The organism is Mycolicibacterium houstonense (assembly GCF_900078665.2).
In the GTDB taxonomy this organism is placed as follows: domain Bacteria; phylum Actinomycetota; class Actinomycetes; order Mycobacteriales; family Mycobacteriaceae; genus Mycobacterium; species Mycobacterium houstonense.
Genome location: NZ_LT546207.1, coordinates 1,497,766 through 1,518,230, shown reverse-complemented (window position 1 = coordinate 1,518,230; position 20,465 = coordinate 1,497,766). Strand labels below are relative to the sequence as shown.

The 20,465-nt window shown below is 67.8% G+C and carries 17 protein-coding genes and 2 pseudogenes; 8 read left to right on the top strand and 11 right to left on the bottom strand.

Features of this window, described 5'->3' with window-relative positions; genetic code table 11:
• Window positions 1–11 precede the first annotated feature (11 nt).
• The 4 genes and pseudogenes from BN4332_RS07610 to BN4332_RS35395 all read left to right on the top strand — a co-directional run bounded on the left by BN4332_RS07610 (window position 12) and on the right by BN4332_RS35395 (window position 4,959).
• Window positions 12–1,883, top strand: a complete 1,872-nt coding sequence (locus BN4332_RS07610) for a peroxidase family protein (RefSeq protein WP_084459211.1) — start codon at window positions 12–14, stop codon at window positions 1,881–1,883.
• A 20-nt stretch (window positions 1,884–1,903) separates the two neighbouring features.
• On the top strand, window positions 1,904–3,025 hold the full coding sequence (locus tag BN4332_RS07605) for a catalase family protein (RefSeq protein WP_066897893.1): 1,122 nt from the start codon (window positions 1,904–1,906) through the stop codon (window positions 3,023–3,025).
• 119 nt (window positions 3,026–3,144) lie between these two features.
• Window positions 3,145–4,708 (top strand): annotated as a pseudogene (locus BN4332_RS07600) (AAA family ATPase); the annotation flags it as partial.
• Between the two features lie 65 nt (window positions 4,709–4,773).
• On the top strand, window positions 4,774–4,959 hold the full coding sequence (locus BN4332_RS35395; RefSeq protein ID WP_435405154.1) for a response regulator transcription factor: 186 nt from the start codon (window positions 4,774–4,776) through the stop codon (window positions 4,957–4,959).
• On the opposite strand, the gene BN4332_RS07595 is transcribed toward BN4332_RS35395, so the two are convergent.
• From BN4332_RS07595 to BN4332_RS07575, 5 genes are all read right to left on the bottom strand, one after another.
• A complete protein-coding gene (locus BN4332_RS07595; protein WP_066897892.1) occupies window positions 4,953–9,005 on the bottom strand; it encodes a bifunctional nitrate reductase/sulfite reductase flavoprotein subunit alpha in 4,053 nt (1,350 codons plus the stop codon). The genes BN4332_RS35395 and BN4332_RS07595 overlap by 7 nt on opposite strands.
• A gap of 120 nt (window positions 9,006–9,125) precedes the next feature.
• Window positions 9,126–9,518 carry a universal stress protein gene (locus BN4332_RS07590; protein WP_066897891.1) on the bottom strand — a complete coding sequence of 131 codons (393 nt, stop codon included), beginning with the start codon at window positions 9,516–9,518 and terminating at the stop codon, window positions 9,126–9,128.
• Between the two features lie 28 nt (window positions 9,519–9,546).
• A complete protein-coding gene (locus tag BN4332_RS07585; protein ID WP_066897890.1) occupies window positions 9,547–11,088 on the bottom strand; it encodes a tripartite tricarboxylate transporter permease in 1,542 nt (513 codons plus the stop codon).
• On the bottom strand, window positions 11,089–11,574 hold the full coding sequence (locus tag BN4332_RS07580; RefSeq protein ID WP_200820277.1) for a tripartite tricarboxylate transporter TctB family protein: 486 nt from the start codon (window positions 11,572–11,574) through the stop codon (window positions 11,089–11,091).
• Window positions 11,571–12,554 (bottom strand): Bug family tripartite tricarboxylate transporter substrate binding protein, encoded by a 984-nt coding sequence (locus BN4332_RS07575; protein ID WP_066897976.1) that lies wholly within the window; start codon window positions 12,552–12,554, stop codon window positions 11,571–11,573. The genes BN4332_RS07580 and BN4332_RS07575 overlap by 4 nt, the downstream gene beginning before the upstream one ends.
• A 94-nt stretch (window positions 12,555–12,648) precedes the next feature.
• On the opposite strand from BN4332_RS07575, the gene BN4332_RS07570 reads away from it, so the two are divergent.
• Genes BN4332_RS07570 through BN4332_RS07555 form a run of 4 tightly spaced genes read left to right on the top strand, consistent with a single transcriptional unit; the run spans window position 12,649 to window position 16,419 of the window.
• Window positions 12,649–14,265 carry a sensor histidine kinase gene (locus tag BN4332_RS07570; RefSeq protein WP_066897888.1) on the top strand — a complete coding sequence of 539 codons (1,617 nt, stop codon included), beginning with the start codon at window positions 12,649–12,651 and terminating at the stop codon, window positions 14,263–14,265.
• Entirely contained in the window at window positions 14,258–14,908 is a 651-nt protein-coding gene (locus BN4332_RS07565) for a response regulator (RefSeq protein WP_066897887.1), read from the top strand. Before BN4332_RS07570 ends, BN4332_RS07565 begins: the two co-directional genes overlap by 8 nt.
• A gap of 58 nt (window positions 14,909–14,966) precedes the next feature.
• Window positions 14,967–15,692 carry a type 1 glutamine amidotransferase gene (locus BN4332_RS07560; RefSeq protein WP_066897886.1) on the top strand — a complete coding sequence of 242 codons (726 nt, stop codon included), beginning with the start codon at window positions 14,967–14,969 and terminating at the stop codon, window positions 15,690–15,692.
• Between the two features lie 46 nt (window positions 15,693–15,738).
• Window positions 15,739–16,419, top strand: a complete 681-nt coding sequence (locus BN4332_RS07555; protein ID WP_066897885.1) for a phosphoribosyltransferase — start codon at window positions 15,739–15,741, stop codon at window positions 16,417–16,419.
• On the opposite strand, the gene BN4332_RS07550 is transcribed toward BN4332_RS07555, so the two are convergent.
• From BN4332_RS07550 to BN4332_RS07520, 6 genes and pseudogenes are all read right to left on the bottom strand, one after another.
• Complete coding sequence (locus tag BN4332_RS07550; protein ID WP_066897884.1) at window positions 16,416–16,769, bottom strand: hypothetical protein; 354 nt, start codon at window positions 16,767–16,769, stop codon at window positions 16,416–16,418. The two genes, BN4332_RS07555 and BN4332_RS07550, sit on opposite strands and share 4 nt — an antisense overlap.
• Window positions 16,770–16,841: 72 nt before the next feature.
• A pseudogene (locus BN4332_RS07545) lies at window positions 16,842–17,240 on the bottom strand (cell wall synthesis protein); the annotation flags it as partial.
• Window positions 17,241–17,365: 125 nt separating this feature from the next.
• Window positions 17,366–17,656, bottom strand: a complete 291-nt coding sequence (locus BN4332_RS07540; protein ID WP_036449468.1) for a YggT family protein — start codon at window positions 17,654–17,656, stop codon at window positions 17,366–17,368.
• Between the two features lie 177 nt (window positions 17,657–17,833).
• Window positions 17,834–18,472 carry a cell division protein SepF gene (locus BN4332_RS07535; protein ID WP_066897883.1) on the bottom strand — a complete coding sequence of 213 codons (639 nt, stop codon included), beginning with the start codon at window positions 18,470–18,472 and terminating at the stop codon, window positions 17,834–17,836.
• Between the two features lie 406 nt (window positions 18,473–18,878).
• The gene (pgeF, locus tag BN4332_RS07525; protein ID WP_096866851.1) at window positions 18,879–19,589 is read right to left on the bottom strand and encodes a peptidoglycan editing factor PgeF; all 711 of its coding nucleotides are present in this window, start codon (window positions 19,587–19,589) and stop codon (window positions 18,879–18,881) included.
• Between the two features lie 34 nt (window positions 19,590–19,623).
• Window positions 19,624–20,465, bottom strand: an 842-nt coding sequence (locus BN4332_RS07520; RefSeq protein WP_066897881.1) for a cell division protein FtsZ, incomplete at its 5' end; no start/stop codon positions are given.

The following is a 20,465-nucleotide window of genomic DNA, read 5'->3' as shown; positions in this document are numbered from 1 at the left end:
GGACGGTGACCATGGCGCGGCAGGCTCCGGCGACCGTCACCGCGGCCTGGTCGGCGCTGCGGTCCGCAGTCGCCGCCGCCGCGGCCCGGCTCGCCCAGTGGATCGACCAGTCGGTGGGCTGGACACGGCTGCCGAAGACCATCGGTCTGGCCGTCCTGATCGGTCTGCGCCATCAGCTGCGGACGTCGAATCTGTATGCCGCCGAACCGGCCCCGGCCCCGCTCAGCGGGCCCGTCGGCACATCGATAGGCGGCACCGCCGCCACATCGATGGGCGGCACCGCCGCCGTGGGCGAGTATCTGGTCGCGCGCACTCGCGACGGGTCCTACAACGACCTCTCGGATCCACGAATGGGCGCCGTGGGATGCCGGTTCGGCCGAAACGTCCCGCCCGAGTACTCGTACCCGGAATCCGCGCAACGTCTGCTCGATCCGAACCCCCGGCTGATCAGCCGCTCGCTGCTGACCCGCGACGTCTTCCAGCCCGCCACCACACTGAATCTCCTGGCCGCGGCGTGGATCCAGTTCGAGGTGCACGACTGGTTCGCCCACGGCACGGTCGCCACCCAGCCGTGGGTGGTGCCGTTGCTCGACGATGACCCGTGGCCGCAGCGTCCGATGCGAGTCGAGCGCACCCCACCGGATCCGAATCCGGGCACGGCGGGGCCGCCCACCTTCACCACGCAGGAGTCGCACTGGTGGGACGCCTCCCAGATCTACGGGACCACACCGGAATTCGCCTGCGCCCTGCGGGCACCCGACCGGGGCAAGTTGCGCATCGACGAGTCCGGGCTGCCACCCTCGGACGTCGAGGCGACCGTGGATCTGACCGGCACGGCGGGGAACTTCTGGGTCGGCCTGGCCCTGCTGCACTCGCTGTTCATGCGTGAGCACAACGCGATCTGCGACCACCTGGCACAGGTTTACCCGCACCTCACGGACCAGCAGCTCTACGACAAGGCACGCCTGGTCAACTCGGCCTTGATGGCCAAGATCCACACCGTGGACTGGACCCCGGCCATCATCGCGCACCCGACGACGGTGGCAGCCATGCGGGCGAACTGGTTCGGGCTCCTCGGCGAGCGGCTCGGGCGCCGGTTCGGCCGGTTCAGCAGCAGTCCGCTGCTGCACGGCATTCCCGGATCGCCGACCACCCACCACGGAGTGCCGTACTCGCTGACCGAGGAGTTCGTCGCGGTGTACCGGATGCACCCGCTGATTCCGGACGAGTTCACCTTCCGCTCGCTCGACGACGACCGCGTCACCGCCCGGCACGAGCTACCCGACCTGTCGGTGCGCAACGTACGTGCCCGGCTGGCCGAGAACCCGATGGCCGACCTGTTCTACTCCTTCGGGCGGGCCCACCCCGGAGCGTTGTCGCTGCACAACTTCCCCCGGCACCTGCAGCACATGCAGCGGGTCGACGGCACCCCGGTGGACCTCGCCACCGTCGACCTGATCCGGTCGAGGGAGCGCGGTGTGCCGCGCTACAACGAATTCCGGACGTTGTTCCGGCTCAAGCCGGCCAGGACATTCGAAGAACTGACCGGTGAGACCACCCTGGCGGCAGAACTGCGCGAGATCTACGACGACGTGGACCTGGTCGATCTGATGATCGGCCTGTACGCCGAACCCAAACCGCCCGGATTCGGCTTCAGTGACACCGCATTCCGGGTGTTCATCCTGATGGCGACCCGGCGGCTGGAAAGCGACCGCTTCTTCACCGCGGACTTCCGTGCCGAGACCTACACCGGCGCCGGGATGCGCTGGGTCCGGGACAACGACATGCGCTCGGTGCTGTTGCGTCACTTCCCCGGCCTCGCCCCCGCCCTGGCCGGCGTGGCCAACCCGTTCGCCCCCTGGAACGTCGCAGCATCCCGCTGAATCAGAAAGGCCGGCCCCGCATGACCGAGACAATCACCGAAGCCGAGGTACGTCGCGTCGTCGAGCACCTCACCCCGGTGCCCTACCGTGACGATCTTGAGCGGCCCAAACCCGGTGAGGCCGAAGACATCGAGAAGATCGTCAAGGCGCTGCGCAAGAACAACGAGCGGGCCTACAAGAAGTTCAAGCACGGGCTGCGTGACGCCCACGCCAAGAGCCATGCCGTCCTGCGTGGCGAGCTGATCGTCAACCCGGATCTGCCGAAGGTGCTCGCCCAGGGGATGTTCGCCGAAGCCCGCAGCTACCCGGTGATCGCCCGCATCTCCACCACCTCGGGGTTGCTGCGCAGCGACAAGAACCGTGGCGTGCGCGGACTCGGGATCAAGGCCATCGGTGTGCACGGTGAGCGGGCCATGGACGACGCCCCGAACGTGACGCAGGACTTCGTCCTGGTGACCCATGAGGAGTTCCTGTTCGCCGACGCTCACGCATACCGCAGGCTGGGGATGTTGAGCGCCACCCTGCTGGCCCGGCTGTCCGACGGCGCGCTGTGGGCAGGCAGCGAACTGCTCGGCGCGCTCACGAAGATCGGCCTGCGGTTACCGGAGAATCTGGCGGTGTTCGTCGCCCCCAACCGCCCGATCCTGGGCGAGACGTTCTTCTCCTCCGCCCCGATCCGCTACGGCGACTACGTGGCCCGGTTCAAATACGAGCCCACCTCGCCGGAGGTGAAAGCGCTTGCCGATCAGACGCTCCCGCGCAATCCAGGACAGGACGAGCACCGCGACCTGATCATGGCGTTCTTCGAAAAACATTCCGCAGAATACACATTCAGCGTTCAACTGTGCCTCGACGAGGAGAAGATGCCGATCGAGGACGCCACGAAACCGTGGAAGCCGTCCCCGTACCTGCCGGTGGCCAAGGTGGTCTACCCCAAGCAGAATCCGTACAGCGCACTGCGCCGCGCGTACGGCGACGACGTGCTGTCCTTCAACTCGTGGCGCGGCCTGGAAGCACACCGGCCGCTGGGGTCCATCAACCGGATGAAACTCAAGGTATACGAGGCATCGAGCGACTTCCGGCACGAGAAGAACAACATCGACCGGCATGAGCCGTCGGACATCTCCGAGCTTCCGGACTGACCAGCGAACGGGAAATGCTTGCAATGGGAAGAACATTCGCCGCTACCGCCGACACCGATCGCGCCGTGGACCCCTTGTTCGGCAGCGTACCGGGGCCGCGCGCCCTAGACTCAGGATTCATGCCTGGTCACTGGCAGCTTCTGGACCGGCCCGCCGAGCACGAGGCCATTCGGTCCGCCCTCAGCGGGACGGAAAGCTGCGGCGTGGTCCTCGTCGGGGCCGCGGGCGTCGGCAAGACCACCCTGGCCCGCACCGTCACCGCGTCGTTGAGCCGCAAGGTGCACTGGACGGCGTGCACCGAATCGTCGCGCAGTATCCCACTGGGTGCCTTCGCGCACTGGGTGTCCTCGTCAGGGTCGCGTGACCCGATCGCCCTCATCGGTTCGGCACGGGAATCGCTTGTGGCCGACGGCGACACCATCGTCGGCATCGACGACGCGCACCTGCTGGACCAGTTGTCGGCGACCCTGCTGCACCAGATCGCCGTCGAGCGTTCCGGCCACGTGGTGGCCACCGTGCGCAGCGGTGAACCGGTCCCCGACGCCGTGACGTCGCTGTGGAAGGACGGTTACCTCCAGCGCTTCGAGCTCAGCCCGTTCACCAAACAGCAGAGCATCACGCTCATCGAGTCCGTGCTGGGCGGAACGCTGGAAGGCCTCAGCGCCGATGTGATGTGGGAGACCTCCGGCGGCAACCCGCTGTTCCTGCGCAACATGGTCGAAGGCGCCGTGGACGCCGGGACCTTGACCGAGGTGAACGGGGTGTGGCAGTTCCGCGGGCCCACCGTCATCCCGTCCGGGCTGGTCGAACTGCTCGACGAACGCCTGGCGCATGCCGGCGAGGAGGTACTGCACGCGCTGAAACTGCTCGCGCTGTGCGAGCCGCTGGACATCGACGCGCTCGCCGAACTGGCCGGGGAGGACGCCGTCGACGCCGCCGAGATGCGCGGCCTGATCCGGGTCGTCGCCGACGACGGCCAGATCAACGCCCGCTTCAGCCATCCGTTGTTCGGCGAGGTGGTGCGCCGCCGCGTCGGCACCGCCTCGGCCCGCAAGCTGCGGGGCCGCATCGCCAAGATCCTGCACGAACGCAACCTCGACTCGCCGGCCAGCCGAATCAAGTTGGCCGAGTTGGCGATCGAGAGCGACCAGGGCACCGATATCGAACTGCTGATCACCGCCGCCANCCCTCAAGCTGATCGTCGACGCGACCGGTGGGGGAATGGCCGTGCACCAGAACAAGATTCCCGAGGGGCTCGAGATCGCCGAGCGGGTCCTGGCCGCCCCCGAGGCCCCGCGGCAGGCCGTGGACTTCGCCGCGTTCGCCGCGGGCCTGTCGATGCCGCTGGTGGGCCGGGGCGACGATTTCCTGCCGATCGCCTCGCGGTGCCGTGCCCAGCGCAAGACCACCGACGGCATGGTCCGGATCATGGTGTTCTACGGCGAGGTGCTGGCGCTGGCCTACACGGGCCGGTTCGAGCTGGCCCAGCAGCGGGCCACCGAGTACGCCGAGTTCTCCTCGGCCGGCCAGTTCGCCGGCTGGGCCATCGCCAAGATCATGGAGGGCGTTGCCGCCACCCACACCGGCCGGTTCCGCGATGCCATCGCCGCGATCGAGCAGGCGCTGGCCGCTCTCAACGCCGAGAGCTCGCTGCCCTGGCAGTTGCCCGGCCGGTTACTGCTGGCCCGCGCGTATGCCGGGGTGGGCAACCCGGCCGNGCGATCCGATCGGCGGCCCGCCCGCTGCCGGTGACCGCGCGCGAGCGCGAGGTGGCCGGATTGGTCGCCCAGGGGTTGTCCAACCGGGAGATCGCCGAACGCCTGACGGTCTCCGTCCGCACCGTCGAGGGCCACATCTACCGGGCCTGCATCAAGCTCGGCGTGGCCGACCGTGACGAGCTCGCCAAGATCGTCTGGAGCGATCTGACTCAGTAGACGTCACGCACGTACCGCTTCGCGGCCACCAGTTCCCGCTTGTAATCGTGCGCCTCGTCGTCGGACATGCGGCCGTGGGTGCGCAGGATCGTGCTCAGCGCGGCGTCGACGTCCTTGGCCATCCGGGCGGCGTCGCCACAGACGTAGAAATGTGCGCCGTCCTGCAGCCAGCGCCACATGTCTGCGCCGTGATCGATCATCTTGTGCTGCACGTACACCCGCTCGGCCTGATCGCGCGAGAACGCCAGGTCCAGCCGGCTCAAGAACCCATCGGCAGCCATCTGCTCAAACTCGTCGCGATAGTAGAAGTTCTGGTTCCGGTGCTGATCGCCGAAGAACAGCCAGTTCCGGCCGCCGTGGCCGAGCGCCCGGCGCTCCTGGAGAAATCCCCGGAACGGGGCGACGCCGGTGCCCGGGCCGACCATGATCATCGGGACGTCCGCTTCCTCGGGCGGGCGGAAGTGCGGTGAGCGCTGCAGGAAGACCGGTGCGGCGGCCGCCCGGTCGGCGAGGAATGTCGAGCACACACCGGCCCGCGCCGCCCCGCCGGCCCCGCGGTAGCGCACCACCGACACCGTCAGCTCGATCTCGTGCGGACTGACCAGCGGGCTCGACGAGATCGAGTACTGGCGTGGGGTGAGCCGGACCAGGACCTCCTGCCACTGCTCGGGTTCGGCGCGCACCGCGAACTCCGTCACGATGTCGAGGCCGTTACGGTGACGCAGCCAATTGCTACGCCGCTCACCGGAACTGCGCAGGATCTTGGCCGCCGAGCGGTCCGGGCACGACTCCGCGACGAACCGCAACAGATCCGGGGTCACGCGGCAGATGTCGTAGGACGAGATGAGCGCGTCACGCAGCGACTGTTCGACGCCGTCGACCTCGATCACATGGTCCGGGTCCAGCGCGGTGGCCGCCAGCCAGACGTCCACCACCGCCGGGTCGTTGCTGGCGTAGACGCCGAGCGAGTCACCGACGCCGTAGCTGACGTCGTAATCGGAGACGTCGAATCCGAAGCGGCGCACCTCCTTGACCGAACCCGGGTTGGTCAGCACGTCGTTGCGGGTCAACGTGGCCAGAATCGGTTTGGCCCTGGTGAATTCGTCGGGCTCGGTGGGCAGAACGGTGCGAATGCCGCCACCGATGACGGCGGGGGTGGCCACGGCGCCGGTGAGGGCCTCGGCGACCGCATCGGCCCAGCGCCGCAACGGCTCATCGTCATGGGCCTCACACTCGGCCCGGTCGAGCAGCTTGGTGGCCCCCAGATCCGTCAGCCGGCGGTCGAGGGATTTGGCGTGCCCGCAGAAGTTGTCGTAGGACCGGTCGCCGATACCCAGCACCGCATACCGAATCCCGTGCAGCTGCGGGGCATCGGATGCCTGCAGCCGGTTCCAGAACTCGGTGCCGTTGTCCGGTGGGCCACCATCGCCGAACGTGCTGGTGACCAGCAGGACGTCCCGCGCGGCCGCGAGATCGTCGGGTGCGACGTCGTCCATGTTGACCAGTGAGGCCCCGGCGATGCGGCCGGCCACCCCGGCCGCGAATTCCTCGGCCGTGCCGGTCTGGGAGGCCCACAGGACCAGTGGGCCGCCGGGCGCCGACCGGTCGAGATCACCGGTTCGCGAGTACTGCCCGGCCAGCACGCCGTTGACCCACAGCCGCACCGTGGCGCTGACCGGCGCCGTGTCCGGCAACACCGGTACCCCGACGGGATACTCCGGCAGGCCGGTGAAAAAGCCGGCCAGATAGGTTTTCTCGTCCTGGTTCATGGTCGGCTTGCGTACCGCGGCCAGGCCGATGTCAGCCGCCAGCGGACGCACCGCGGGCGCACCGTCGACCGAACGCGCGGGGCGCAGACTCACCGCGCACACCTTGAACTCCGGCTGCAGCGAATCCGGGTCGACGGCATCGTTGGTCACCGCGTTGACGGTGAGGTACTCGCCGTGTTCGTCGTTCCAGTGAAACGGTGCGAAACAGGTGCCGGGCCGCACCCGATCCGACAGCGCGGCGGGCAGCACCGCGCGACCGCGCCGCGACGTGAGCTCGACCGGCTGGCCTTCGACGATGTCGAGCTCCAGCGCGTCCACCGGATGAATCTCGACGAACGGGGCCGGGTTGAGCTTGTTGAGCCGGTCTACCTTGCCGGTCTTGGTCAGGGTGTGCCATTGATGTTGCAGCCGACCGGTATTGAGCACCATGGGATAGTCGTCATCCGGTAGTTCGGCAGCATCCATGTGCGGCCGGGGGTGGAACGCCGCGCGCCGCGACGGTGTCGGGAAGGCCAGCCGAGGGCGGTGTCCGTCGGCGTCGACGAACTCCTCCTGGCTCACGCCGTCGTTGAGATACCGGATGGGATGACGGTCGTCCTCACCGCCGGGCGCATCGGCCGGCGGAACCGGCCACTGCAACGGTGTCTGCCGCAGCCGCGGGTAACTCGCGCCGCGCAGGTCGTAGCCGGTCTTCGGGTTGGCGAAGCGGCGGATCTCGGCGAAGATCTCCTCCGCCGATGAGTAGCCGAAATGCTCGGCGTAACCGAGCTGGGCGGCGACATCGCAGATCAGTTGCCAGTCCGGCCTGGCCTGGCCCAGCGGAGCGACCGAGGGCGACAGCAGCGTCAGGTTGCGCTCCGAATTGACCATGACGCCTTCGGATTCCGCCCACAGCGCGGCAGGGAGCAGGATGTCGGCATAGTGATTGGTGGCCGTTTCGCGGTACGCGTCCTGCACGATCACCAGCTCGGCGGCTTCCAGTCCGTTGATCACCGTCTTGCGGTTGGCCACGCTCGCAACCGGATTGGTGCAGATGATCCAGCAGGCTTTGATATCGCCCGCGGCCATCTGCTCGAACATGCCGATGGTCCCCGGGCCCACCTCGGAGCGGATGGTGCCCGGAGCCAGGCCCCACTGGGTCTCCACGAAGGCCCGCTCCTCGGCGGCGAGCACGGTCCGCTGGCCGGGCAGACCCGGCCCCATGTAACCCATTTCGCGCCCGCCCATGGCATTGGGCTGACCGGTCAACGACATCGGACCACTACCCGGACGGCAGATCGCGCCGGTGGCCAGATGGAGATTGCAGATCGCGTTGGTGTTCCACGTCCCGTGCGTGCTCTGGTTGAGCCCCATCGTCCAGCAGCTCATCCATTCCCCGGCCTCGGCAATCATCGCGGCCGCGGTCCGGATGTCGGCTTCGGCGATACCCGTGATCTCGGCGACGCGGTCCGGCGGGTAATCGGCCAGAAATTCCGGCATCGCCTCCCACCCCGTGGTGTGTTCGGCGATGAACTGCTGATCGATGTCGCCCGTCAGCACGAGCAGGTGCAGCAGGCCGTTGAGCAGCGCCAGATCTGTCCCCGGTCTGATCTGCAAGAACAGGTCGGCGCGTTCGGCGGTTGCGGTACGCCGCGGATCCACCACGATCAGTTTGGCGCCCGCCTTGAGCCGGTCGGCCATCCGCAGGAACAGGATCGGATGACAGTCGGCCATGTTCGCGCCGGTGACGAAGAACAGGTCGGCCCGATCGAAGTCGGTGTAGGAACCGGGCGGACCGTCGGCGCCGAGTGACTGCTTGAACCCGGTACCGGCGCTGGCCATGCACAACCGTGAGTTCGATTCGATGTGCACGGTGCGCAGGAAGCCCTTGGCCAGCTTGGTGGCCAGGTACTGGGCCTCCAGCGTCATCTGGCCGGACACGTAGAGGGCGACGGCATCCGGCCCGTGCTCGTCGATGATGGCTCGCAACCGGCGCCCCGCCTCGGCCACCGCGTCGTCGACCGGGATCGGCAGCAGCTCGTCGTCCCGGGTCGGCCGCAGCAAAGCCGACCTGAGCCGATCGTCGTCGGCGGCCATCATCTCCGCATGCATGGCGCCCTTGGTGCACAGCCGGCCGAAATTGGTGGGATGCAGCTTGTCGCCACTGACCCGGGCGATGACCGTGCGACCGTCATCGTCGCTGGTGGTGACCTCGATGCCGCAGCCGACGCCACAGTACGAACACGCCGTCCGCTGTGTCGTGCCCGGGCCTACGCCCGCGGTCGCGCCATCCGCCATGCCCACATCGTGTGGTGAGGGTGTTGTCGGATCTTTCCGGCCGCGTTATCGCCACGAAAACTCGTCCTCACAGGGGCGCGGACACCGCAGTGAGGACGATAACCCCTGTTCAGAACCTGTTCAGGGATGCTCTGGCTTGACCGCCAGCACCGGTTTGGGGCATTCCAGCAGTAGTTGCTGCGACACGCTGCCCAGCAACAGCTTGCCCACCGGGCTGCGGTGCCGGATACCGATCACCAGCAACTCGGCGTCGGCGCCGTCCATCGCGTCGAGCAGTTCGGTGGCCGCGTCGACGCCGACCGGCTGGCGCAATTCGAACGGGACCCCGCACTCCCGCAGCCGTTCCTCGACATCGTGGATCTGCCCGGCACGGGCGAAGCGGGCATCGACGTAGGCCTCACCCGACGTCGAGTTGATCACCAGCAGGCCGGTGCCGCGAAGCTTGGCCTCGGCGATGCCGTGTTCGATGGCGGCGGCGCCGAAGGCGTCCGCGGTGTATCCGATGACAATCATCGATTCTCCTCGCGCAGGCGCTGGTGGGTCACGATTGGGCCGCCTTCTCCCGCTGGTCCGCATCGTCCTCGACGATCAGCAAGGTCTCCTCGCTACGGTGCATCAGTTTGAGGATCAACGGCATCAACAACAGGATCGCCATGAGCACGTACGTGACGATCGCGACGGGCTCGGTGAACAGGCTCGTCCAGTCACCGCCGCCGAGTTGCAGGCTCTGGCGAAGTTGGCGTTCGATGCGCGGCCCGAGGATCACCCCGATGATCAACGGCAGCACCGGTAATCCGAAGCGGCGCATCATCAAACCGAGCAACCCGAACACCAGCAGCAGCGCCAGATCCAGCGGCTGGACGTTGACGGCGAGCGCCCCGAGGGTGGCGAAGAACAGGATGCCGGCGTAGAGGTAGGGCCTCGGCGTGCGCAGCAGCTTGGCCCACAGCGGCGCCAGCGGCAGGTTGAGCACCAGCAGCAGGAAGTTGCCGATGAACAGGCTGGCGATCAGCGTCCAGATCAGCAGCGGCTCTTTCTCGAAAAGAGTTGGGCCGGGCTGAATTCCGTAGGACACGAACGCTGTCAGCATCACCGCCGCGGTGGCGTTGGTGGGCAGGCCGAGCGACAGCATCGGCACCAGGGTGCCCGCCGCCGATGCGTTGTTGGCCGCCTCCGGCCCCGCGACACCTTCGATCGCACCCTTGCCGAACTCCTCGGGATGTTTGGAGAGCCGCTTCTCGGTGATGTACGACAGGAACGTCGGCAGTTCGGCGCCGCCGGCCGGTAGTGCGCCGAACGGGAATCCGTAGGCGGTACCGCGTAGCCACGGCTTCCAGGACCGGGAGAAATCCTGACGGCTCATCCACGGCCGGCCCACCGGGATCACATCGGCGGGCCGCCGCCGCAGATGTGCGGCCACCCAGAGCGCCTCGCCGAGCGCGAAGATCGCCACCGCGATCACCACGATGTCGATACCGTCGGACAGCTGAGGCAGCCCAAAGGTGGCACGCGGCTGGCCGGTCATGAAGTCGATGCCGACCACGCCGATGGCCAGCCCGAGGAACAGCGAGATCGCACCCCGCAGCTTCGACGAGCCGAGCACCGCGGTGACCGCCACCAGGGCGAACAGCATGATGGCCAGGTAGGACGGTGCACCGAGGGTCACCGCGAACCGCGAGATCGCCGGCGCGAAGGCGGCCAGTAGTGCGGTGCCGATCGCCCCCGCGACGAACGAGCCGATGGCCGCCGTGGCCAGCGCCTGGGCCGCCCGGCCGGCCTTGGCCATCTTGTTGCCCTCGATCGCGGTGATCACCGACGAGGATTCGCCCGGGGTGTTCAGCAGAATCGAGGTGGTCGAACCGCCGTACATCCCGCCGTAGAAGATCCCGGCGAACATGATGAAGGCCGCACTCGGGCTGACGTTGTAGGTCACCGGTAGCAGCAGCGCCACCGTCATCGCCGGTCCGATGCCCGGCAGCACGCCCACCGCGGTGCCGAGCAGTACACCGATCACGGCATACAGCAGATTCATCGGGGTCGCCGCCTCGGCGAATCCCTGAAGCAGCCAGTCGAAGTTTTCCATCTACAGAATCCCGTCCAGAATGCCTGCGGGCAGCGGGATTCCGAGCCCGGAGTAGAACGCATAGAAGCTGGCGACCGAGAGCACCGCCCCGATCGCGACATTTCGGATGTAGTGCCGGTTGCCGAGAATCGTTGCCGCCCCGGCGAACAGCAGTGCCCCGGTGATGGCCCAGCCCAGCGGCTTGACCAGAAGGATCACCAACACGAACAGGCCGACCAGCAGTCCGACCGTGCGCCAGTCCCCCGGCGAGTTCGGATCGACGTCCTCACCCGCATCGGCCTCCCCGACCGAACCGCGCGGGATCGCGACCGCCAGGATGACCGCGAGTGCGACCAGGATGATCCCGATCCACAGCGGAAAGGCACGGGGCCCCACCGGATCCACCTTGGCGAACGTCCCGGTCAGGGTGAGCGCGTCGAAGATCAGGAAGCCACCGACGGCCACCAGCACCACGCAGACCAGATACTGAGCCTTGTCGACCTTCACAACAACCCCAATTCGTTCAGCGTCTCCGAGACGCGGTTGTCCTGGTCACGCAGGAACTGCTCGAACTCCGCCCCGGTGCTGAACGCGTCACTCCAGCCGTTCTTGACCAGCGCGTCGCGCCACTGCTGGGTGCCGTGCAACTCGGTCAGGGCCTTCACCATCGCGTCCTTCGCCTCGCCCGAAATACCCGGAGGCGCAAGAATTCCGCGCCAGTTGGTGAAGGTCAGGTCGATACCGGCCTCGGTCAGCGTCGGCGCGTCGATCCCCTCGACCCGCTCCTTGCCCGACACCGCGAGCACCCGGACCTGCCCGGCCTCGATCTGGTCGACGAACTCACCGAGTCCGGTGGTGCCTGCCGCGATCTTCTTGCCCAGCAGGGCCGTCAGCAGATCGCCGCCGCCGTCGTAGGTGATGTAGTTGACCTTGCGCGGGTCCAGCCCGACGGCGCGCGCGGTCTCCATCGGGAAGAGGTGATCCGGCCCGCCGGGTGAGGATCCGCCCCCGATGGTGACCTTCGCCGGATCGGCCTTCCACGCCGTCACCAGATCGCCGATGGTGCGGTACGGCGAATCCCCCGGTACCAGAATGCCTTCCTGCTCCTCCACCATCTTGGCCAGGGCGGTGGCATCGGATGCCCGGGCCGTTGAGCCGTTGGTGTACACCGCACCCACCACGCCGAGCCCCATCATCATCATGAGGTCGTCGTTGCCTTTTTCGTTCATCAACCGCGCCATCGCCACGGTGCCACCGGCGCCGATGACGTTGAACACCTCGACGCGCCCGGTGATGTCGGTGTCTTCCATGATCTTCACCGCCGTGCGCGCCGTCAGGTCGTAGCCGCCGCCCGGGCTGTTCGGCACCATCATGCGCAGCCGGTGCAGACCGCGGGACTCATCGCCCCGGGTCACCCCGCACGCGGTCACCATCATCAGTGCGACCACGGCCACCATCAGCCCGGCGCACAATCGTCGAAACCTCATGGTCAGCAATACTGGACCCAAGACGTGACGCAGGTCACCAATTCGGACGCAAAGGAAGTTTTGTTCGTTGAGTTCATCGGCCGGGAGTTCACTCGTGGCGCGTTCGCCGCGGACACGAACGCGACTGTTGCGCAACGGCAGCCTGGCCGGGCGCTTCCTGGTGTTCCAACTGCTGGTGGTCGCGGTCGTGCTGATCGCGGTGGCCGCGGTGTCGGTGGCGCAGTCCACCAGGGAGTTCCGCGATGTGCGCGGGCAGCGGATGATCGCCGTCGCCGAGAACGTGGCCTCCACCCCGATCGTCCGCGACCGCTACGCCGACCCGTTCGCCGCACAGGTGCTCGCACCAGAGGTCGATCGCGCCGTGGCACTGTCGGGCGCGGACCTGGCCGACATCACCGATCCGGCGGGCATGGTGCGGGTGTCGTCGGATCCCGCCCGCATCGGACAACGGCTGGACCTGGGCGCCAGCCGCGCCGACGACGGGCGCGCCTGGTCCGGCGACACCGACATCGACGGCACACATCACCTGGTCGGGCAGGTTCCCATCCTGGCCACCGACGGCACGGTGCTGGCCGTCGTCTCAGTCAGCGAGCGCTATCCGTCGGTATGGGAGTTGGTGGGCGGCGCCGGCGAGCGGCTGCTGATCTACCTCGGGTTGGGCGCCACACTCGGCATGCTCGCATCGTGGCTGCTGTCGCGGCGGATCAACCGCCACACCCGCGGCCTCGACCTCGCCGAGATCGCCAGCCTGGCCGATCACCGGGAAGCGTTGTTGCACAGCATCCGTGAGGGCGTGGTGGCGGTCAACAACGACGGCATCATCACCGTGATCAACGACAGCGCCTCCGATCTCCTCGGCATCAGCGCCGAGGCCGTGGGACATCGCGCCGACGAGGTCGGTCTGGAGCCCGCCGTCGAGAGATTCCTGTTGTCGGGAGGGGGAATTCAGGCCGACGAGTCCGACGTGGTGATCACCACCAGGACCCGCGTGCTCGCGCTCAATCGACGCGCCGCCCGCAGCCAGGGCCGGCGCATCGGTACGGTGACCACCATGCGCGACAGCACCGAGCTCGCCGCACTGCAGGCCCAACTGTCCTCACACCGCAGTGTCACCGACACCCTGCGGGCCCAGACCCACGAGTTCGCCAACCAGTTGCACACCATCTCCGGGCTGGCGCAGCTGGGCGAGTTCGATGCGGTACGCGACCTGGTGGGGACCCTGACCCGACGTCGCGCCGAGATCAATGAGGCTGTCACCCAACGTGTTTCCGATCCGGCGGTGGCTGCCCTGCTGATCGCGAAGACCTCACTGGCCGCCGAGAGCGGCGTCACCCTCGAACTGACCGACGACAGCCATCTCGGCGCCCTGGATGCGGCGCTGGCCACCGACGTGATCACGTTGCTGGGCAATCTGATCGACAACGCCGTCGACGTCTCGGTCGGCTCGGCAGGCGCCCGGGTACGGGTGCGGATCGACGATTCGGCCGGATTACTGCTGGCGGTATCGGACTCCGGCCCCGGAGTGCCGGTGCAACTGCGGGAGACCATCTTCTCCCGCGGTGTCACCTCCAAGGCCACGGTGCCCGGCGGCCGAGGCATCGGGCTGGCCCTGGTGCGCCTGGTGACCGCCCAGCACGGGGGCGAAGTCGAGGTCACCGACGCTCCCGGCGGCGGGGCCCTGTTCGTGGTGAGGCTGCCTGCCCATGCGTGACGTCCTGGTGGTCGACGACGACTTCATGGTGGCCGAGATTCATCGCCGATTCGTCGAGCGTGTCGCCGGCTTTCGCCCGGTTTCGGTGGCGCGCAACGGAACCGATGCGCTGGCGGCCGCTGCCGAGCTACGGCCGGACCTGATCCTGCTGGATGTCTACCTGCCGGACATGACCGGGCTGGAAGTGCTCCGGAGGCTGCGCTCCGCAGGTGACAACGTCGGCGTCATCATGGTCACCGCGGCCCGTGAACTCGACACGGTCCGGGGCGCACTGGCCGGCGGCGCGGCCGACTATCTGGTCAAGCCGTTCGACTTCGAGCAACTCCAGGCCAAACTGGTGGCCTTCGCCGCCCGTGCCGACGCCCTGGCGGCCGCCGGAGGCGCGGACCAATCGACGATCGACGCGTTGTTCCGCGGCACGGCCACGGTCCTGCCCAAGGGACTCGGCGCCGAAACCGGTCGCCTGGTCATGGAGGCGGTGCGCGCCGCCGGCGAGGTGTCCGCGACCGAGTGCGCCAAGGTGGTAGGGATTTCGCGGGTCAGCGCACGGCGCTATCTGGAGCACTATCTGAGCACCGGAACCCTGGAATTGCGGCTGCAGTACGGCACCGGCCGACCGGAACGACGCTACCGGGCGAGATGAAGGTCTAGAAACTGGACCTGAAATGCGGGCCGTGATCCGGCGCCGAAATAATGTCGTCATGAGTTCGAGGGTGCTGTTCCTGCGTAATGACCACACGGCCACCGAGGCCATGCTTGGCGACGTGTTCGCCGAATGCGGCTTCGACATCGACACGCTCGACGTCGTCCCGCCCGAGCGGGAGGACGATCCGGCCGGCGCGGTGGTGGACTTCCCCGATCCGACCGACTACGACGTGATCGTGCCGCTGGGCGCCCGCTGGCCGGTCTACGACGAAACCCTGCGCGACAGCTGGGTGGGAGCCGAGATGGACATGGTGCGCCGGGCCGTCGAGGCCGGGGTCGGCGTGTTGGGTGTGTGCTTCGGCGGCCAGCTCATCGCGCAGGCCTTCGGCGGGTCGGTCAGCCGGTCGCCCGCACCCGAGATCGGCTGGTACGAGGTGACGACACACGACGAGCGGTTGGTTCCCGGCGGCCCGTGGTTCCAGTGGCATTACGACCGGTGGACGCTGCCACCCGGTGCCACCGAGATCGCCCGTACCGCGAACGCCTCTCAGGCGTTCGTCCTGGGTACGGCCCTGGCCCTGCAGCTGCACCCCGAACTCGACGCCGACCTGCTGGAGATCTGGTTGGCTCAGGACCGCGACGGTTCGGTTGCCGAGATCGGCCGCAGCCACGACGAATTGCGCAGGCAAACAACGGAACTCGCCGACGACGCCGCGGCCCGACTCCGCACGCTGGTCGACGGGTTCCTGCGCGGGGTGGTCCGGGCCGTGCCATCGACGTAGGCTGACATCAACCGGCGGTTTCCCTGCAGCGCCGGTCACAGCGGCCATGAATGCCTGGAGTCTGCGAGCCAGCTCAGAACGCATCTATCAGGACCGCCGCGAGGCGGGCCAGGTCCTGGCCCGGCAGCTGATGTCCTACCGAGGCCAACCCGATCTGCTCGTCCTGGGCCTGGCCCGCGGCGGGGTACCGATCGCCTGGGAAGTGGCATCCGCGCTGCACGCACCGCTGGACGTCTTCGTGGTCCGGAAACTGGGCGTGCCGCAGTGGCAGGAACTCGCCATGGGTGCGGTCGCCTCAGGCGGTGGACTGGTGATCAACGACGGCCTGGTCAAGCAGTTGGGCATCGACGACGACACGATCGCCGAGACGATCAAGCGTGAGACCGCCGAGGTCGCGCGCCGGGAGCAGGCCTATCGCGGAGATCGTCCGGCTCCCGAACTCGCGGGCAAGACGGTGATCCTGGTCGACGACGGCATCGCCACCGGGGCCAGCATGCTGGCCGCGGTCCGGGCCGTGCGGGCGGCCCGGCGGGTCGTGGTGGCGGTACCGGTCGGGCCGCCGACCCTGGGCAACGAACTCAGCGACGAGGCCGACGAGGTGGTGTGCGCCAGCACTCCCCCTCAATTCGAGGCGGTGGGACAGGCCTTCGCGGACTTCCACCAGGTCAGTGACGACGAGGTGCGCCGCCTGCTGGTGCAGCCCACCACCGAACCGGACGAGGGTTAGTTCTTGTACTTCTCGGTCGAATCGTCGAGCTCGACGTCGTGGTCGGCCGCGTCGGGCTCGACGGTGACATCCGACTCCGGCTCGGCGACCAACTCTTCCGGGTAGTCCACGGGCTGATCGATCGCCTCGGTCGCCTCGGTGGGGGCCTCGTCCCCGGTGGCGGCCTCGTCGGCCTCGTCACCGGTGGCGGTACCGCGTGACCGCTCACGCACGGCGTCCACGATCAGCAGCAGCACGCCGATCACACTGGCTCCGATACAGACCCACGCGATCAACTCATTGCTGGTCACCACGGCGGTCACCAGCGCGGCGAGGCCGATGACGGCAAGCACGAGCGCAATGATCAACATCGTTCAACCCTAAGTGTGGTGGCCCCGAAACCGGGCCGATTCACGACTGACGACTAATTCCGACTTGGCCGGTTAGTTGTTGCCGCGGTTGAACTGGCTGAACCCACCCGCCGAGTCGTTGTTGGCGCTGGAGTCCACCGGAGCGGCCGAGCCACGCTGGCCCAGTTCTTCCAGCTGAGATTCCAGGTAGGTCTTCAGTCGGGTCCGGTACTCACGCTCGAACGTACGCAGCTGCTCCAGGCGGCCCTCCAGGACCGTGCGCTGCTGGTTGATCGTGCCCATGATCTCGGAGTGCTTGCGCTCGGCATCGGCCTGCAGGGCGTCGGCCTTCTCCTGGGCCTGACGCAGCTGGGTCTCCGAACGGGTCTGCGCATCGGCCAGCATGGCGTCGGCACGCTGCCGGGCTTCCGAGACCGTGGTCTCGGCGGTCTTACGGGCATCGCTGACCATGGCGTCNGGACTCCCCCCTGCCCCACCAGCCCGGGCGGGTGCAGGGGAGGCTTTTTTAAAAAAAAAAATTTAAATCTTTTTCCGCTTTTGGGCCCCGCCCGAAAAACGCCGAGACCCCCCCCGCCGCACCGGCTCGACCGGCCCCGCTACATCGCGGCGTTGAACGCCAACTGCATGCCGATGAACGCCGCGAGCAGCAGCACCATGATCGACAGGTCGAACCGGACCGCGCCTATCGTGAGCTGGGGAATGAGCCGCCGCAGCAGCTTCACCGGCGGGTCGGTCACGGTCATGATGAGCTCGAGCACCACGACGGTCAGTCCCTTGGGATGCCAGTCCCGGCTGAAGGACCGGATGAACTCGACGACCACTCGCGCGATGAGCAGCAGCCAGAAGATGAACAGCGCGAAACCAAGAATTTCGAAGAACAGCGACAACTGAGCCGACCTCACTACAACGGGGATGTGTGACATTGGATACAGGTCGCCGTAGGCCGGCCACATCTCACACAGACGACGTGGTCAACCGATAGTGCGACGCCGCCAGCCTACCCGGGCCCTAACTGGCCGATCGGGTACGGACGGCGGCGGCGCGGGCCCGCGGCCGGCGCGGGACTACTGGTACGAGTAGAAGCCGGCCTCGGCGATCCGGCGCCGCTGCTCGGCGCTCACGTCGACGTCGGCCGGCGACAGCAGGAACACCTTGGTGGCCACCTTGTCGAACGAACCGCGCAGCGCGAACGCCAGGCCGGCGGCGAAGTCGACCAGCCGCTTGGCGTCGGCGTTGTCCATCGAGACCAGGTCCATGATCACCGGGGTGCCGTCCCGGAACCGCTCGCCGATGGTGCGGGCCTCGCTGTAGTCCTTGGGCCGCAGCGTGGTGATCTTCGACAGCGGGCTGCCCGCCTCGAAGAGTTCGGCCATCCGGCGCGGGTCCATTGCCAGCGAGCCCCGGGTCGACCCGGCCAGCGCACCGAGACGTGGTGCCGGACGGTCGAATTCGCGGGGCCCGCGCATCCGGGCGTCGAACCGCTGCTCGTCGGCGAAACCACCCGGGTAGCCACCGCGGTAGGCCGGGCCCTCGTCGTACTCGGGGCCGTCGTAGCCGTAGCTGTCCTCTTCGAATCGCTCGTCACGCGGGCGACGGGCGTAGCTACGAGCAGCACCGCGGTCGTCGTCCTCGTAGTACTCGTCGTCGTAGTCCTCCATCGGCGCCATGCCGAAGTAGGCCTTGACCTTATGCAGTGTGCTCATCGCGGCGACCCTTCTGCGGACGGTGGGGGTGGTGGTGTCTGTGATGAAGATGTGACTGGAGTGACTACTTCGGGTGACGTTAGCGGGCGTTGCCCCATGAGCGCGGTACCGACACGCACACACGTCGATCCGTGTTTGACCGCACTTTCGAGATCTCCCGACATTCCGGCCGACAGTCCGAGCCGGTGCTGGTAGTCGCGTTGCACCCGGTCGCGCTCGGCGGCCAACCGCGCGAAAGCGTCGTCCGGATCCGATTCCAGCGGCGGAATTCCCATCAAGCCGACGAACTCCAGCGCCTCGGCGGAGTTCGCTGACCCACAGATCTCATCGATCAGGCCGGAGTCATTCACGTCGATGCCNATCTCAGGTCACTCCAGGCTCGTTCGGAACGGGTTGCAGGTTTCGGTCACCGGGCCGGCTCCATCCACACCACACTGGCCAGCCGCCCGGTCGGCGCGTCCCGGCGATGACTGAACAGGGCCCGGTCGGCGACCGTGCAGCGCGGGTCAACGTCGATCGCGGACACACCCAAAGACGTTAATTGCCGGGCTATTCCGGCTCTGAGGTCCAAGCCAGGCGTGCCCCGGCCGGTGGTGGTGCGCGAGCCCGGCAGCACCGCCTCGACCTCCGCCGCCATCTGTTCGGGCACCTCGTAATTGGCACCGCTCACCGCGGGGCCGAGCAGCACCGAGATGTCCCCGGTGTGCGCGCCCGCGGCCAGCATCGCCTCCAGGGTCCGCGCCACGATGCCCTTCTGGGCCCCGACACGTCCGGCGTGCACGGCCGCGACCACGCCGGCCCGGGCGTCCCCCATTAATACCGGCACACAATCGGCGGTCACGACGACCAATGCCAAACGCGGCGTGGTCGTCACCAATGCGTCGGCATTATCGACCGCGCTGTCACGCGGGCCGTCCACGGTGACGACATGATCGCTGTGCACCTGATTCATCCACACCAGCGCATCGGCGCCGACGGCGGCGGCCAACCGCCGCCGGTTCTGGGCCACGGCCGCCGGATTGTCGCCGACGTGATCGCCGAGGTTGAACGAATCGAAGGGCGGTGCCGATACCCCGCCGGCGCGGGTGGTGGTCACCCGCCGAATACGCACACTCACGATCCCAGTATCCGAACCCGCCGCGGGGTCCGGTTCAGTGCCGCATGAACGGCGGCACGTCGACATCGTCGTCGGAGATCCCGCCGTCGCCGTCGCCACCGACGCTGACCGTGGCACCGTTGGTATGCGCCGGGACGCTCGCCGCATCCGTCGGCTCGAACAGCGATGTGGTCACCTTGCCGGCCCGCGCCGAGGCGATCGGCTGGGTCTGGGCCGCGCTGGGGCTCACCACCGGCTTGCGGCTGGGGCCTGCGCTGTCGAAACCGGCGGCGATGACCGTCACGCGCACCTCGTCGCCGAGCGAGTCGTCGATCACGGTGCCGAAGATGATGTTGGCCTCGGGGTGGGCGGCGTCCTGCACCAGCGAGGCGGCCTCGTTGATCTCGAACAGACCGAGGTCACTGCCGCCGGCCACCGACAGCAGCACGCCCTGCGCGCCCTCCATCGACGCTTCCAGCAGCGGTGAGTTGATCGCGATCTCGGCGGCCTTGAGCGCCCGGCCGTCGCCGCGTGCCGAGCCGATGCCCATCAGCGCCGTACCGGCCCCGCTCATCACGCCCTTGACGTCGGCGAAGTCGACATTGATCAAGCCGGGCGTGGTGATCAGATCGGTGATGCCCTGAACACCGTTGAGCAGCACCTCGTCGGCACTGCGGAACGCGTCCATCAGCGATACGGCGGCATCGCCCATCTGCAGCAGCCGATCGTTGGGAATGACGATCAGGGTGTCGCAGCTCTCCCGCAACGTCTGGATGCCGTTCTCGGCCTGATTGCTGCGCCGCTTGCCCTCGAACGAGAACGGCCGCGTCACGACGCCGACCGTGAGCGCACCGAGCTTGCGCGCGATCGACGCGACGACGGGTGCGCCACCGGTAC

Coding starts and splice junctions, on each gene's coding strand:
- BN4332_RS07610 (WP_084459211.1), top strand. CDS start 12: ATGGCGCGGCAGGCTCCGGCGACCGTCACCGCGGCCTGGTCGGCGCTG.
- BN4332_RS07575 (WP_066897976.1), bottom strand. CDS start 12,554: ATGAGGTTTCGACGATTGTGCGCCGGGCTGATGGTGGCCGTGGTCGCA.
- BN4332_RS07560 (WP_066897886.1), top strand. CDS start 14,967: ATGAGTTCGAGGGTGCTGTTCCTGCGTAATGACCACACGGCCACCGAG.
- BN4332_RS07595 (WP_066897892.1), bottom strand. CDS start 9,005: ATGGCGGATGGCGCGACCGCGGGCGTAGGCCCGGGCACGACACAGCGG.
- BN4332_RS07555 (WP_066897885.1), top strand. CDS start 15,739: ATGAATGCCTGGAGTCTGCGAGCCAGCTCAGAACGCATCTATCAGGAC.
- BN4332_RS07535 (WP_066897883.1), bottom strand. CDS start 18,472: ATGAGCACACTGCATAAGGTCAAGGCCTACTTCGGCATGGCGCCGATG.
- BN4332_RS07605 (WP_066897893.1), top strand. CDS start 1,904: ATGACCGAGACAATCACCGAAGCCGAGGTACGTCGCGTCGTCGAGCAC.
- BN4332_RS07585 (WP_066897890.1), bottom strand. CDS start 11,088: ATGGAAAACTTCGACTGGCTGCTTCAGGGATTCGCCGAGGCGGCGACC.
- BN4332_RS07590 (WP_066897891.1), bottom strand. CDS start 9,518: ATGATTGTCATCGGATACACCGCGGACGCCTTCGGCGCCGCCGCCATC.
- BN4332_RS07565 (WP_066897887.1), top strand. CDS start 14,258: ATGCGTGACGTCCTGGTGGTCGACGACGACTTCATGGTGGCCGAGATT.
- BN4332_RS07550 (WP_066897884.1), bottom strand. CDS start 16,769: ATGTTGATCATTGCGCTCGTGCTTGCCGTCATCGGCCTCGCCGCGCTG.